Here is a 14614-nt window from a genome sequence, read left to right as displayed (position 1 = left end):
AAGGGGCTGATTAAATGACTGCTTTATTTAATAACTATTCTAGAAGACCAGTTAGTATAGTTGAAGGAAAAGGAACCATTGTAAAAGATGCGAATGGAAAACAATATCTCGATTTTACAAGTGGAATTGCGGTTTGTTGTTTAGGTCATGCGCATCCGGCATTAGTAAAAACAATACAGGAACAAAGCGAAAAGATCTGGCATATCAGTAATTTGTTTGAGAGTCCAGGTCAAGTTGCTTTAGCGGAAAGTCTGGTAGAGGATAATCATCTAGCCCATGCATTATTTTGCAATAGTGGAGCAGAAGCAAATGAAGCAGCAATTAAATTAGCCAGAAAACATACAGGGAAACATCATATTATAACATTTGAAAATTCATTCCATGGCCGGACTTTCGGTGCAATGTCTGCCACGGGACAAGAGAAAATTCAAAAAGGTTTTGGACCGTTAGTCGATCGGTTTACGTATCTTCCTTTTAATGATGTAGAAGCGCTTAAGGAGACAGTAGATGATACTGTGGCTGCCATCATGCTTGAAGTTATTCAAGGAGAAGGCGGTATTATCGAGGTAACGGAAGAATTTGCACAGGTAATTAATGAAATATGTGAAAATAGTGATGTATTGCTTATTGTGGATGAAGTTCAAACAGGTATAGGCCGCACGGGTACACGTTTTGCATTCGAACAAACACCCTTAAAACCTCATATAGTATCCATGGCAAAAGGTTTGGGTGGTGGATTCCCGATTGGTGGAATTCTGGGTACAGCGGAATTATATGAAACCTTTGGCCCAGGTTCACATGGAACAACATATGGAGGAAACCCATTAGGCGTAGCTGTGGCCCAAACGGTTATCGATCATGTATTTGATTCATCGTTCCTGGACGAAGTGCAAGAAAAATCCCAGTATCTAATCTGTAAACTAAAAGAAGCACTACCTCAGGAACAATTTGAAATACGCGGTAGAGGGTTGCTAATAGGCCTGGATTGTGGAAAAGAAGTTGCAACTTTAGTTGAAAAAGCAGAGCAAGAGGGCTTACTGCTTGTTGCAGCAGGTCCACAAGTGCTGCGACTTCTACCACCATTGACGGTAACAACTGAAGAAATCGATAGTGCTATTGAAATTCTGAAAAAGATTTTAGTAGAGGAAAAAAGCCCAGTCTCTTAAGTGAGACTGAGCTTTTTTGATTCTCTAATTATGAAGGCTGTAGCTTAACTTTAGTAAAGATTTGAAGATAAACCCGGTTTATTATTGATCTGTCTCATCTGTTGGTGGAGTTTGCCCTGCTCCATTCCCAGGATTATTACCATTTTCACCACCGTTATTATTCTCGTTATCATTTCCATTGCCATTGCCATTGCCATTATTGCCGCTACCCTCATCATTACCGTTCGGGTTGTCATTGCCATCCTCGCTGGAATTACCTTCGCCGTTTGAACCATCGTCGGAACCACCATCCGTTTCACCGTTCCCATTGTTAGGGTCAGCGTTATTATTTTCCGGAGGTTGTACAGGTTCTGTTGGTGTTTCAACTGCTGTTGTAATCGTATTTGAGTTGGCAGACTCTCGTCCAGTTATGTCAACAGCTACAACAATGTAGGATCTCCCACTTGTAATAGTAGATTGACGGCCGCTTCCATCCCTTAATGTGGATACAAGGGTACGACTACCATTTGTTATATCGTAGACTCGATAACCAATCACATCGTTTGAAGCTGATTTAGACCAAGTCATTGCATTTCCTTGGTGTGAAGCTGTTACTGCCTGTGGAGGGCTTCCATCTGCATTGAACTTGGCAGAGGATACAACATTACTTGTTCCACCGGGCCATAATTTCGAAGGATCTCCACCAAGACGACCAAGGATTCGACTGGCAAATTCAGCATTAATTCCTGAACCGCCTGTAATAACAAATTCTCTTGGTGTCGAATCTAATGCAATATATGCTTTTCCATCAATCATTACAGATGTGGAGGCATTTAAACTTGAGTCCACTTTACTTGGCAAGAAGACATTTCGGTTAAATAAATCTGAACGAACCAAACCAGCCTGTGAACATGCCGTTGAAGGAGCATCTCCCGAAATACCGCAAAATGATGCGTTAACAACATTCGCAGGTCGTTCAAATTGTCCGGCAGGGTCGACTAATTCTGGATTTACATCATATAGGGAGTTCATTAAACTTGCCCACAATAAGTTCACTCGTGTACTTGGCTGTCCATACGTATTGTTGAATTGGGCAAGTGACTTATTATTTTCATATCCTAACCAGACACCCAGTGAAATATTAGGGTTGTATCCAACTAACCAGACATCCTTGAAATCATTAGTAGTTCCTGTTTTTGCAGCAAAATCGGATGAAAATTTCAATGCACTGTTTGCTCTAGTTGCTGTACCTTGATCTAGAACATCTCTTAACATATCTGTGACCATATAAGATGTTTCAGGTGAAAATACTTTGACAGGTTCGACTTCATGCTTATAAATAATATTGCCATCCAAGTCTTCAATACGGTCAATCATATAGGCATCGATGAACTGACCACCATTTGCAAAGGTTGTAAATGCATTTGTATTTTCTTCCACTGTTGTACCGTAAGTTAGACCACCTATAGCAGCCGATAAGTTTTCATAGTCACCAGGCGTAACTTGTGAGAATCCCATCTTTTCTAGGTATCCAGCCGGTTTTTTATCTAAAATTGAATCATATAATCGTAATGCTGGCAGGTTTTGAGATTTAGCTAATGCTTCACGGGCTGGAATGATACCCAATTCTTGATTTTCAAGATAGTTCGTTGGGCTATATCCATCGAAGCCCCGAGTAAATTTCACATCTACTACAGGACTACCGGCACCAATCACACCATACTCAATTGCCGGTGCATATACTAATAGTGGTTTCATTGTTGATCCATTAGGACGAAACGCGCGTGTTGCATAGTTGAATTGTTGCTCTAAGTCAAATTTCCGGCCACCGACAAAGCTTAGAATTCTACCTGTATTATTTTCAATGGCAATACTGCCAACTTGAACTGGTTCTTCAGTGACAATCTCTTCGCCGGTTTCTTCATCGATTTCGGTTTTTGTAAAGGTATGACCATAGCCTTGGAAGTTTTGTGCAGCTTCCTGCATTGCGTCATACATTCCTTTATCAATTGTTGAATAGATTCTATAACCCCCGGATCGTACATCGCGGTCGGCGAGAATCATATATTTTTCTTCCAGGTTTTCTTCTTCATCTAAACGTTTAGGATCGATTCCATCTTTTTCTGCCAATACTCGTGCGATAATTTCTTTTGCTCGATCTTCTAGTTCATATGTAAGCCATGGATAGTTATCTGTAGCTTCTGGTTCTGGCTCGCGGAAATCTTTCGTAATATCATATTTCACAGCCTGCTCGTACTCTGGCTGAGTAATATAACCAACAGCCAGCATTCGCTTAAGAACCGTTTCCATACGCTCAATCCCAGGTTTTAAACCTTCAGCATCCTTTATCTCACCTTTATTGGTAAACGGTGTATGTGCAAATGGTGCTTGTGGAATACCGGCAATATAGGCAGCTTGTGCCAGGTTTAATTCGGATGCTGAAATTCCAAATATCCCTTGTGCTGCGGTTTCTACACCGGCAATGTTTTTTCCGGATGCATTCCTACCATAAGGTATGATGTTTAAATAAGCTTCAATAATTTCTTGCTTCGTCATAAATTTCTCTACACGAAGGGCTAGCAGTATTTCTCTAGCTTTTCGCTCATATGAAACTTCGTTCGTCAATATCTGGTTCTTAATTAATTGCTGGGTTAAAGTAGAACCGCCTGTTTGAGTGGATGAGTTTGTAATGTCCTGAAAAAGTCCGCGTAAAACGGCCTTAGGAACAATTCCATCATGTTCATTGAAATACTCATCTTCTGTTGCAAGTACAGCATTAATTAATGTAGGAGAAACTTTGGCAATAGAAGTTTCCCTTCTTTCCAGATCAGTTCGCAGCTTTCCTATATAAATATCACCAGCGAAATAGATTTCACTTGTCTCGTCATAATTATAAATTTGATCTCGCATTTCTGCTTTTGTCATGAGTGGATCATCTTTGACAAGTGATGCAAAATAACCAAGTCCCAGGCCGCCGATGAAAATGGCTGCTGTAGTGGTGAAAATCAGGAATATAAGAATTAAATTCCATATCACACTACCGGTAATTCTTATTCTGCTCATTTGCTTTGACGTTGCTAATCTATCTAATTTCGCATTAAATTGTCGAATATATTCGATTATACGATTCATCCATTCTTTCACGAAACGTCACCCCCTAAAATCTCGTTTATTATAGCATAATTCACTATAGTGCGAACATAGATATTGACATTGATTTTAAAACGAGTAGAATAATCAATATACTTTTCAAGTGATGATAAGATTGAAGTAGTGTTTTCATTCCCTGATTCAGAGAGCTAGCGGTTGGTGGGAGCTAGACATAGTGGAAACACGAATTACGTTCTTGGAGCCTGGACGACTGCGTTGCGTTAAAACGTTCTAAAGAGGAAGAGGTGCTATGATGACTTCTTCAAGCCGGGTGGTACCGCGTTAAATTTGCTAATTGACGTCCCAGCATGCATTGTATCTGCATGCTGGGACTTTTTTGTTTATGTATGAATGCTTGTAAGTTAGTTTGAATTCCTGGTTTATTTTAATTATTAATTATAAATAATGCAAAGAGGAAGAATGGAGGATAAAAAATGACAAACCCTTTAATTGAAGATTTACAATGGCGCGGCTTGTTATACCAACAAACCGATGCAGAAGGTATGGAAAAATTACTAAATGAAGAAAAAGTAGCATTGTATGTTGGCGTAGACCCAACAGCAGATTCAATGCATATAGGACATATCGTACCACTGCTGACGCTGCGCAGATTCCAGCAGGCTGGACATCGACCAGTATTGGTAGTAGGCGGCGCAACAGGAATGATTGGAGACCCATCTGGTCGTTCTACAGAGAGAAATTTATTAACTGAAGATCAGATTGCACATAATGTAGCAGGTTTAAAAGCACAAATGGAGCGTATTTTTGATTTTAGTGAAAGCGAAAATGGCGCGCAACTTGTCAACAACTACGATTGGGTTGGAAAATTAAGCGTGATTGATTTCTTGCGTGATTATGGAAAACTAGTGAATGTGAATTATTTATTGGCAAAAGATACAATTGCTTCCCGTCTGGAATCTGGAATTTCATTTACTGAATTTACGTACACGATTATTCAAGGACTTGATTTCAACTACTTATACGATAACTATAATGTAAAAATCCAGGTTGGTGGATCAGACCAATGGGGAAATATTACAACAGGACTTGAGGTTATCAGAAAAACGCATGAGGAAGAAACAAATGCCTTTGGAATTACAATTCCATTAGTAACAAAAGCGGACGGCACGAAATTTGGAAAAACAGCAGGTGGTTCTGTATGGTTAGATCCTGAAAAAACGTCTCCATATGAATTCTACCAATTCTGGGTCAATACAGCTGATTCTGATGTTATCAAATACTTGAAGATCTTCACATTCCTATTGCGTGAAGAAATTGAAGAATTAGAGACAGCTGTCCAAGAAGAACCACATTTGCGTAAAGCTCAAAAAACTTTAGCTGCGGAAATGACAAAGCTAATTCATGGTGAAGCTGGTCTTGAACAGGCCGAGAAGATTACGGCAGCTTTATTTTCTGGCGACTTAAAAGCTTTATCTGTAGAAGAGATGAAAGTAGCTTTTGCCGGTGTTCCTTCTATTGAAATGGCTAAAGAAGATAAAAATATAGTGGACCTAATTGTAGAAGCCAAAATTTCATCTTCAAAACGTCAGGCCCGTGAGGACGTAACAAATGGCGCAATCTCGGTGAATGGAGAAAAAATAGCTGACCTTGACTATGTAGTTGATAGTAAAGACCGTTTGGAAGATGCTTTTGCTATCATCCGACGAGGCAAGAAAAAATACCATATGGTAAAATTTAACTAAATGAAAGTGTCCTAGTTCCGAAGTTGAGCTAGGACATTTTTTTGCTTTTTTTTAGAATGAAAAAAAATTTTTCGCTCATATTAATATGGTGGAGGTGAGAGACATGGCACAAAACAACAACAACAACAACAACCAACGCAACAACCGTCAAAACAATGATGCTGAAAACCGCAACAACCGTGCGGAGTTTGCAGAAGAATTGAACTTTGACCGCAATAATAACAACAACAACAACAACAACAACAGAAACAATAACAACAATAACAACAACAGTGAGAATCGCTAAGTAATTACTCTCACACTGAGTATAGATATGTCTTTGAACAGTCTATACAAAACCCCGAGTTTTGCCACTTTTTAAAAAGTGGCAATTCGGGGTTTTTATTTTTTACTACTCCCAATACAAGGGGATACAGGTTCGTTATACGTTTTATTGGAACTAATAGGGGTATATTTTATCTTTGAAGTGGTTTTACTAAGATTTAGCTTGAATGAAAGTCAATTAAGTTATTCAAAGGGGTAATATGCAGATTGTTTACATGTCGATTTTTTTCAACCTGCCCCAAATTTAGATATGAAAATTAAAAGAGTAAGGGTGGTTCACTTTGGAAGAATTTGATGCAATTATTGTAGGTTCGGGTTTAGCTGGTTTAACGGCTGCTTTGGAACTAAGTGAAAACGGGAAATCCGTAATTGTACTGGAGAAGCACAGAGTAATTGGCGGCAGAACAGCGTCATGGGATGAGAATGGTATGCTTGTTGAATCAGGATTCCATCGACACATTGGTTATTATGAAGCATTGCCGAAAATTCTTAAAAAAGCTGGTGTGGATGTGGATGATATTGTTCAATGGGAGGAACAAATTGATATCCGGATTAAAGGAAGCAAAGACAAGGCGACTTTTGGCATTTCACCAATTTATGGCCCAATAGATACGTTAAAAGGGGCATTTGGAAACAATGATATTCTAACTCTTGAAGACAAACTTTCATTAGCTGCTTTTTTTACAAATGGATTTCTGGAGTATACAAAAAATCCGGATAAATTAGATGAGTATAGCGTAAGGCAGTTTGCAGATAAATATAATCTTAGTGAAAATGCATTGCATTATGTTGTAATCCCATTAAGTGCAGGAGTTTTCTTTCTGCCACCTGAAAGGTATTCAGCAAAAGTCTTCTTTGGATTATTTCTTCCGGGAATCCCTCGATTTTATAAATTGCGAATTGGAGGATATTTGGGGGGGATGACAGAGATATTGGCCAAACCTCTTGCGAAACAAATCATTAAAAATAAAGGAACAGTTCGAACAGATACTAAAGTAACGGAGTTAATTATGAACCAGGGAAAAGTAGGTGGAGTTAAATTGGAAGGTGGCAGTGAAATTATGGCAAAACACGTTGTAGTCGCTGCAAATCTGGGTGGAGCCCAAAAAATTTTGAAGCGTCATTTTGAAACAGATAAGTCCTTTGAAAATATCTTTGCATTGCCAACAATGCCTGCTGTCACAATTCAGATGGAGTTTAAAAAGCCAATACTTCCAGTCGACCGAACGACATTTGGCCCATTAACTTCACTGGCTAGTTTTGCTGAACAGTCGCGTTCGACATTTAGACACGTTCCTGGCAGGCTTTCAATTATATTAACTCCGCCAGAAAAATTCCTGGACATGAAGGATGAGGATATTTTAAAGCATGTACAAAAAGATGCAAAAGAATTGGGGCTAGATTTGGAAACGGAGTTGACGGATTATCGAATTGTAAGCCATCCAGAGGATTTTCATAGCCTAGAACCAAATAATGATCACTTGCGTCCTGAACAGAAAACTTCTATTCATGGTCTGCTATTAGCGGGGGATTATACCCGACAGCCTTTTTTTGCAACGATGGAGGGGGCTGTAATTTCCGGAATGAATGCAGCAAAATTAATACTTGATGAAAAAGAACCATAAACTTTTGTACAGTAGCCAGGACTTGGCCTCAGTAATTAATCAACCTTTTTGTAGAATAGCTGCCTAATGTGGAGAAATATGCTCCATAAAAAAGAGGACGACCAAAGTCATCCTCTTTATACACAAACTTAGGATTAACGAGAGTAGAACTCTACGATTAATTGTTCTTGAATTTCAGCTGATAATTCAGAACGCTCTGGAAGACGTACAAAAGTACCTTCTTTTTTGTCTGCATCAAATGATAAGTAATCTGGAACGAAGTTGTTTACTTCGATAGCTTCTTGTACTACAGCTAGGCTTTGAGATTTTTCGCGTAAAGAAATCACTTGGCCTGGTTTAACGCTGAAAGAAGGGATGTCAACGCGTTTACCGTCAACTAAAACGTGACCGTGGTTAACTAATTGACGAGCTCCACGACGAGTGCGAGCTAAACCTAAACGGTATACTAAGTTGTCAAGGCGAGTTTCAAGAAGGATCATGAAGTTTTCACCGTGAAGACCTTTTAGTTTACCAGCTTTAACGAATAGGTTTTTGAATTGGCGCTCAGTCATACCAAACATATGACGAAGTTTTTGTTTTTCTTGTAATTGTAAACCGTATTCAGATAATTTTTTGCGTTGGTTTGGACCGTGCTGACCTGGAGCATAAGGGCGTTTTTCTAATTCTTTACCTGTGCCGCTTAATGAAATACCAAGGCGACGAGACACTTTCCATGATGGACCTGTATAACGAGACATAATTTTGTCTCCTCCTTTTAATTTGGTTTTTTGTACTGAACGAAATATTAAATTTCTGCTTCAGTTTTTAGAAAAAACACTTTTCCGTTATAATATCGAAGTATGTCTTTTCTATTAGTAAAACAAAAACCAGTTGTACCCGAAACTTGCTGGATTTTATATTCATGCATCTTCGCCCTTGCAGCCGATAGGGTTACACAATACACCATCTCGGAACGATATGTTGACCAAGAGGAATAAAATACAGACACAGCTTATACAACTGCTGCGTTTATTTTACACGAAGACTATTATATAATTTTTTAATATATGAGTCAAGGATTGTTGTTGCAAATGAATGGTACACTAATATGGTAATTTAGTATATGGAAATTGTTAAAATTATGAAATAATCATGCTGTAATATATTGGATGATTTGAATATATAATCCTATTTAATTAGAAAATAATAGTCAAATTGGCACAAGGCGTGTATAATTTACATTAAGTTACATAAAAAATGATTTTTGTTACTTTAGAAAAGGTGATTTTTATGAGAGAACATCGGGAGATTTTAACAAATATAAAATCAGATTTATTAAGTTTATGTATGGACTCAATGAATCAAAAAAACTGCTATGATGAATATGTCCTATTGATACAGAATAGCCTGAAACAGTACTTTGATATTGAGAAATGCTGTTTTCTTTTATTTGAATGTGAATCATCAAAACCATGTCATATTAAGTCCTCATTCGAAATAGATTTCAACGATTTTCATTGGAGTAATTTCTGGACAGAAGCCTCATCAGGGAAGTTGATTGAAGTACCAAGATTTCTATCAGGTAAAAAGGAATTTAATGAATTCTCTCATATACTTTCACTTAAAACAGAATCCTTAAGTATCAACTGTATTATGGTATTAGATGCCACACCAAAATGGATGGCCTTTTCGCAAAGTGAATATTTTCAATATTTTGTAGATATAATTTCCAAAATCTTGAATGCATTCTATAAAAATATTGAAATTCTGGAAAATGAAGGCCAATACCGCAAATTATATAATATGACTGATTTGTTTCATTCCACAATGGATATTGATTTAATACTGGAAAATGTATTAACGACCATACAAGATAATTTCCCAAACTTTAATGTCGAGCTAATCTTATCCAATGATCAAGATCGTCAAACCAAGGTGCAGATTAAACCGTTTGATTATCTCTCTGAAAGACCCTCGGCAATTGAGGCATTTGTCTCAGGCAAAATTACGATTGACCAAGTTCCTGAGTTAAACCGTTGTTTACTGAATGCGCCTATTAAAGGTAGACAAGCCATTTATGGAATTCTGCAAGTTAGCGCTCCTATCGGTTATGTTTTTTCAAAGACACAGGAAGATTTTATAAGAATGCTTGCACATGCATCCGGGAATGCCTTGGAGAATGCCAAACTATATCACCAGTCCCATAGGTTGATAAGCGACCTTCAACTCATTAATGAAACATCTCATCGTTTAAATATGAAACTAGAAAGTAAAGAAATGTTTATGTTTTTACATAAACAGCTAATGAAATCTTTCCAACCAATGGAATTATGCTTTGTTTTGAAAAATGATTCGGAGTTGGAGTTAGTGGAGGGATCAACAGCGCTTTTTGATACCGAGGAAGGTTCTTTATTTATTAATCACGTCTCAAGACATTTTGAGAATAGTCAAGAGCCGTTATTTATTGCGGATTGCAGCCGATTGATTAGAAAGGAACTTCAATACAATTCGATGATGGCCATCCCGATGATCGTGGAACAACGTATAAATGGTTTCAGCATCGTATTGCATCGCGATTCATACTTTTTCTCTTTTGATAGTTTTAAACTAATGCAATCACTTATCCACCACTCTTCTCTAGCCATTGCAAACTCGATTTTACGCAATAAGTTACAGGAAATGGTCGATCATGATCACTTAACAAAATTACACGCGCGTAGTTTCCTTGATAAATTTGTCGAGAATTCATTGAATCATGATAGTGCAGGAATGTTTCTTTTAATTGATATAGATAATTTTAAACAAGTGAATGATACCTATGGACACCAAGTTGGTGACGAGGTGCTTGTCCAAATTGGGAATCAGCTAAAAAAAGTGATAGGAACCCGGGGTATATGTGCAAGGTGGGGTGGAGAAGAGCTAGCAATTTACATACCCAATATTTTAGCCGATGAAGTTGAAAAAATAGCGTCACAAATCGTGTTGTCGATTCCAGAGGCTACAAATCCTACGGTTACAGTTTCAGCTGGTTTAATTACTTGGAATGCAAATGAACGCCCAAAATTCCATCAGTTCTTTTTACATGCTGATACTGCACTTTATAATGCCAAGTCCACAGGCAAAAATAAATTTTCCATTTTTAACGAGTCGATGCTACTTCAACAATAAAAACTTACTACAATCCAAATAAGTGTAATTCGCTTATTTGGAGTAGTAAGTTTTTTTATGGCAATTATGAAATTAAAATCACCCGGGCTTTTTATAAAAACTTTTGTAAAGTTTGGACAAATAATTCCAGACCTTGCTGATCTTCGAGTGTAAATCGGGACTTTATCGGGCTATCGATATCTAGGACACCAAGTACTTCGCCGTCTTTCATCAAGGGGATGACGATTTCCGAATTCGATGCCGCATCACATGCGATATGACCAGGAAATGCATGAACATCATCTACGAGCATTGTTTTTTGCTCTGAAACAGCTGTTCCACAAACACCACGACCTACCGCAATACGAACGCAAGCCGGCAAACCTTGAAATGGACCCAGTACAAGTTCGCCTTCTTTCATTAAATAGAACCCAACCCAATTGATATTATCCAGAAATTGATTTAAAAGGGCAGAAGCATTGCTTAAGTTGGCAATTAAATCCGCTTCACCTTCCAGTAGTGCATCTAATTGTTTAGATAATGTTTCATATTTTTTTAGAACTGGACCTTCATATTGTACTTGTGTAAACATCTTAAACCTCCAAAATTAGTTATATCCTGTATGAACAGTTAGTACAACAATCCTGGGCAAAATTTCGCCCACTTGGACTGCAGTTTCATCATTTCATTATTGTATCATAATGCTGATGTAAATCCTTTACGCTGTGTGCGTCCGAGCCAAAGACTGACGGCAAAGAAATGGAGCGAGCATATTCAATCATGTGCACTGGCGGATAAGGTTCTTTGCAAAATAGTTTGCTTATGCCTGCACTATTTACATCCAATTCGTAGCCTTTATCTTTCATTTTTGTTAATACTTCAATAATACGGTGATTATCATCGATTTTTTCTCCATGTGCTAGCTGGAATTTGTGTACAAGGGTCGGGTGACCGATTCTTCGAGGTTTAAAACGGCCGAGATTCGCATCAATGGATTGTAAAACAGTATCATAATAAAGATTATAAAGATTCTCAACGCCACCTAACTGCTGGGCAAAATCAAGGTAAACCTCATCGGAAAAATCAATGCAAGTATATGTATTGTTGTGCTTTAAAAAATGGACAGAAAGGATTGCGTCATCAAGTAATGGGCCGGCAATGTCCAACAATGCTCTTGTTTCCGTTTCATAACCAACAATATAATCTACTTCCAATCCCACTTTAATGGTGATTTGATCTTTGTATTGCTGTTTCAGCTCCTGTAATGCCTCGAAGTAGGCAGTTAAATCCTTTGGTATCATCCCGCTATCCTTGTCTGGTGTAGGGTCAACAAAGTTAGTTGGTAAAGGTGCATGCTCGGTAAAAGTAATTTCAGAAAAGTTTTCTTCAATTGCCTTTTCGATATATTTTTCAAACGGATCCTTAGTACCGTGTGGGCAAAAAGGTGAATGTATATGGCCATCTTTTTTCATGAACAAACCTCCCCGGATGGATTAATCGTCTATGCTTGCAAAAATCGATAGAAGCCTCGGTAAAAGTTACCTATAATCTATTTTTTAATTATATGCTAACTTAATAAAATAATAATCTAGGATTTTGTTTTTTTGATAGTAGAATGACTCAAATTCGTGAAGAATTATTAAATTAACACAAATGGCTATATAATTATTACAATTTACTAGCAAAAAGCTGTATTTTTTTAAACAAATGAAAAAAAACATGGTATATTATAGATACAAAATTGTAGCAGGTACAGTGATTTGGGAATAGGGGGCTTATGATGCAGTATATCATCATTGTCGTCATCGTACTATTAGCATTATTTATCGTTGGGCTTATGATCCGTCGGAAACATAATGTTGTTATACAGCGACTTGAACAAGAAAAAATGCAAATTCAGCATTATCCTATATTTGAGGAGCTAACAAAGGTAAAGTCTCTAAATATGAATGGTCAAACAGAGGAAAAGTTTGAACATTGGCGTAACATTTGGACCGAAGTTATCGATGTCCATGTTATCAAAATAGATTCTATGCTTTTTGATGCGGAAGAATACATCGATCGTTTCAAATTTAAAAAAGCTTCTAATGTAGAACAGGCGATTGAGGAGTATATTGCTAAATGCGAAAAGAGTAAAAATCTAATCATTAGCGAATTGGAAGAGTTAATTGGCAGTGAAGAGAAGAACCGCATTGAGATTGAGCAAATTAAAGAGCATTATCGATCAGCCAGAAAAACTTTGCTGGCCCATCAATATTCTTTTGGTCCAGCCCTGGCAGCATTAGAAAAAAGAGTGGAGCAATTTACTCCTAAATTTGAAGAATACGATGCATTAACGGTGGACGGGAATTACTTGCAAGCCAGAGAAATTGTTTTAGGCTTAAATACGGAAGCACAAACAATCTATCACTTATTATCTGAGGTCCCAACGTTGCTTACGGAGATTCAAACAAAAATACCGGCTGCCATCCATGAGTTGAGGAATGGACAACGTGAAATGGAAGCGCAATCTTATTACTTAAATCATTTGGAGTTAACCAAGTATCTTGACGATCTTGAAGAAGAGCTGGAAACACTTAAATCAAAATTAGCCGATTTAGATGTAGCAACAGTAGCTCCACGACTAAATGAAATAAATGATGAGATTGAGAATTACTATGATCTTTTAGAAAAAGAAGTCATCGCCAGAAATTATGTGGATAAAAATTGTGATGATACATTCCAAACTTTAAATGAAGTAGTCAAAGCAACAAAAGAAATCAGTAATGAAGCAGTATACGTGCAAAATAGTTATCATTTGCCTGAAAATGAAGCAGATATTCCAAAAATTGGCCTCAAACAACTGGAGATCATCCAAAAACGTTTTGAGCTGCTCGTATCACGTGTCAAGGATGAAAAATCGGCTTATTCGAGTTTGCAGGAAGAGCTGGTTGAAATCAGTGAAGAAATTGAACGAATTAAAGACGAACAGGAACAGTTCTCCAGTCGTTTAAAGAATTTAAGAATTGATGAAAATAAGGCTCGTGCAAAGCTGGATTCTTTAAAACGAATCTTGCAGGAAACCGACCGACAGCTTAGTAAGGCGAATATTCCAGGAATACCCGAAGAAATGGATGCCAGAATAGAAGAAGCTGAGGAACAAATTTATATCGTGATGCAAAGTTTGCAAGATGTACCACTCAATATGAACCGCGTTCAAGGGAACATAGAAAATGCAGAAAAATGTATACAAGAAGTAAGTAAACATGCGCAAGAAATGATAGAGAATGTCATGTTGATAGAAAGAATCATTCAATATGGAAACCGTTATCGCGCGACGAACCAAAAAGTGAATGATCTTCTGCTTGAATCTGAATATGCTTTCCATCAATACCGGTACATAAAAGCGTTAGAAGATGCCGCCGCAGCAGTTGAGTTGGCAGAGCCAGGAGCAATTAAACGTATTGAAGAACTTGTTCAGGATGAGCTTTACGAAAAATCTCAATATTAGCCAATATACTTGACAATAGCGTTATAATTAAAGTAGAAGCCACCGCACTTA

10 protein-coding genes and 1 other annotated feature are annotated in these 14614 nt (G+C 37.6%); of the genes, 6 read left to right on the top strand and 4 right to left on the bottom strand.

The annotated features are described in order from the left end of the window. The first annotated feature begins 14 nt into the window (after positions 1-14). On the top strand, positions 15-1166 hold the full coding sequence (gene argD / locus QYB95_RS09150) for an acetylornithine transaminase (protein ID WP_301138032.1): 1152 nt from the start codon (positions 15-17) through the stop codon (positions 1164-1166). Between the two features lie 81 nt (positions 1167-1247). Here the strand turns inward: argD and QYB95_RS09145 are convergent, their stop codons facing one another. Then, entirely contained in the window at positions 1248-4277 is a 3030-nt protein-coding gene (locus tag QYB95_RS09145) for a transglycosylase domain-containing protein (RefSeq protein WP_301138097.1), read from the bottom strand. A 115-nt stretch (positions 4278-4392) separates the two neighbouring features. Further along, positions 4393-4604: a binding site (T-box leader), on the top strand. A 125-nt stretch (positions 4605-4729) separates the two neighbouring features. Between QYB95_RS09145 and tyrS the strand changes: the two genes are divergently transcribed. From tyrS to QYB95_RS09130, 3 genes are all read left to right on the top strand, one after another. Then, positions 4730-5998: a tyrosine--tRNA ligase gene (gene tyrS / locus QYB95_RS09140; protein WP_301138031.1), complete on the top strand. Its 1269-nt coding sequence runs from the start codon at positions 4730-4732 to the stop codon at positions 5996-5998. Between the two features lie 103 nt (positions 5999-6101). Then, positions 6102-6284, top strand: coding sequence for a hypothetical protein (locus QYB95_RS09135; RefSeq protein WP_301138030.1), 183 nt, complete (start codon positions 6102-6104; stop codon positions 6282-6284). Between the two features lie 319 nt (positions 6285-6603). Next, positions 6604-7947 carry a hydroxysqualene dehydroxylase gene (locus QYB95_RS09130; protein WP_301138029.1) on the top strand — a complete coding sequence of 448 codons (1344 nt, stop codon included), beginning with the start codon at positions 6604-6606 and terminating at the stop codon, positions 7945-7947. A 134-nt stretch (positions 7948-8081) separates the two neighbouring features. Here the strand turns inward: QYB95_RS09130 and rpsD are convergent, their stop codons facing one another. Beyond that, positions 8082-8684: a 30S ribosomal protein S4 gene (gene rpsD / locus QYB95_RS09125; RefSeq protein ID WP_301138028.1), complete on the bottom strand. Its 603-nt coding sequence runs from the start codon at positions 8682-8684 to the stop codon at positions 8082-8084. A gap of 532 nt (positions 8685-9216) precedes the next feature. On the opposite strand from rpsD, the gene QYB95_RS09120 reads away from it, so the two are divergent. After that, positions 9217-11094 carry a sensor domain-containing diguanylate cyclase gene (locus tag QYB95_RS09120; protein WP_301138027.1) on the top strand — a complete coding sequence of 626 codons (1878 nt, stop codon included), beginning with the start codon at positions 9217-9219 and terminating at the stop codon, positions 11092-11094. Positions 11095-11185: 91 nt separating this feature from the next. Here the strand turns inward: QYB95_RS09120 and QYB95_RS09115 are convergent, their stop codons facing one another. Both QYB95_RS09115 and hisJ read right to left on the bottom strand, forming a co-directional pair. Next, the gene (locus tag QYB95_RS09115; protein WP_301138026.1) at positions 11186-11665 is read right to left on the bottom strand and encodes a GAF domain-containing protein; all 480 of its coding nucleotides are present in this window, start codon (positions 11663-11665) and stop codon (positions 11186-11188) included. An 88-nt stretch (positions 11666-11753) separates the two neighbouring features. Then, positions 11754-12545 carry a histidinol-phosphatase HisJ gene (gene hisJ, locus QYB95_RS09110; RefSeq protein ID WP_301138025.1) on the bottom strand — a complete coding sequence of 264 codons (792 nt, stop codon included), beginning with the start codon at positions 12543-12545 and terminating at the stop codon, positions 11754-11756. 308 nt (positions 12546-12853) lie between these two features. Between hisJ and ezrA the strand changes: the two genes are divergently transcribed. Next, entirely contained in the window at positions 12854-14563 is a 1710-nt protein-coding gene (gene ezrA / locus QYB95_RS09105; RefSeq protein WP_301138096.1) for a septation ring formation regulator EzrA, read from the top strand. The last annotated feature ends 51 nt before the right edge of the window (positions 14564-14614 follow it).

Source organism: Ureibacillus aquaedulcis, from assembly GCF_030418165.1.
GTDB lineage: Bacteria > Bacillota > Bacilli > Bacillales_A > Planococcaceae > Ureibacillus > Ureibacillus aquaedulcis.
Note: the sequence above shows the minus strand (reverse complement) of the source record. Positions and strands in the feature narration are given on the sequence as shown.

What these genes read in the sequence shown, in the direction of transcription:
- rpsD (WP_301138028.1), bottom strand. Translation starts at nt 8,684, where the DNA reads ATGTCTCGTTATACAGGTCCATCATGGAAAGTGTCTCGTCGCCTTGGT.
- tyrS (WP_301138031.1), top strand. Translation starts at nt 4,730, where the DNA reads ATGACAAACCCTTTAATTGAAGATTTACAATGGCGCGGCTTGTTATAC.
- ezrA (WP_301138096.1), top strand. Translation starts at nt 12,854, where the DNA reads ATGCAGTATATCATCATTGTCGTCATCGTACTATTAGCATTATTTATC.
- QYB95_RS09115 (WP_301138026.1), bottom strand. Translation starts at nt 11,665, where the DNA reads ATGTTTACACAAGTACAATATGAAGGTCCAGTTCTAAAAAAATATGAA.
- QYB95_RS09145 (WP_301138097.1), bottom strand. Translation starts at nt 4,277, where the DNA reads ATGAATCGTATAATCGAATATATTCGACAATTTAATGCGAAATTAGAT.
- QYB95_RS09135 (WP_301138030.1), top strand. Translation starts at nt 6,102, where the DNA reads ATGGCACAAAACAACAACAACAACAACAACCAACGCAACAACCGTCAA.
- hisJ (WP_301138025.1), bottom strand. Translation starts at nt 12,545, where the DNA reads ATGAAAAAAGATGGCCATATACATTCACCTTTTTGCCCACACGGTACT.
- QYB95_RS09120 (WP_301138027.1), top strand. Translation starts at nt 9,217, where the DNA reads ATGAGAGAACATCGGGAGATTTTAACAAATATAAAATCAGATTTATTA.
- argD (WP_301138032.1), top strand. Translation starts at nt 15, where the DNA reads ATGACTGCTTTATTTAATAACTATTCTAGAAGACCAGTTAGTATAGTT.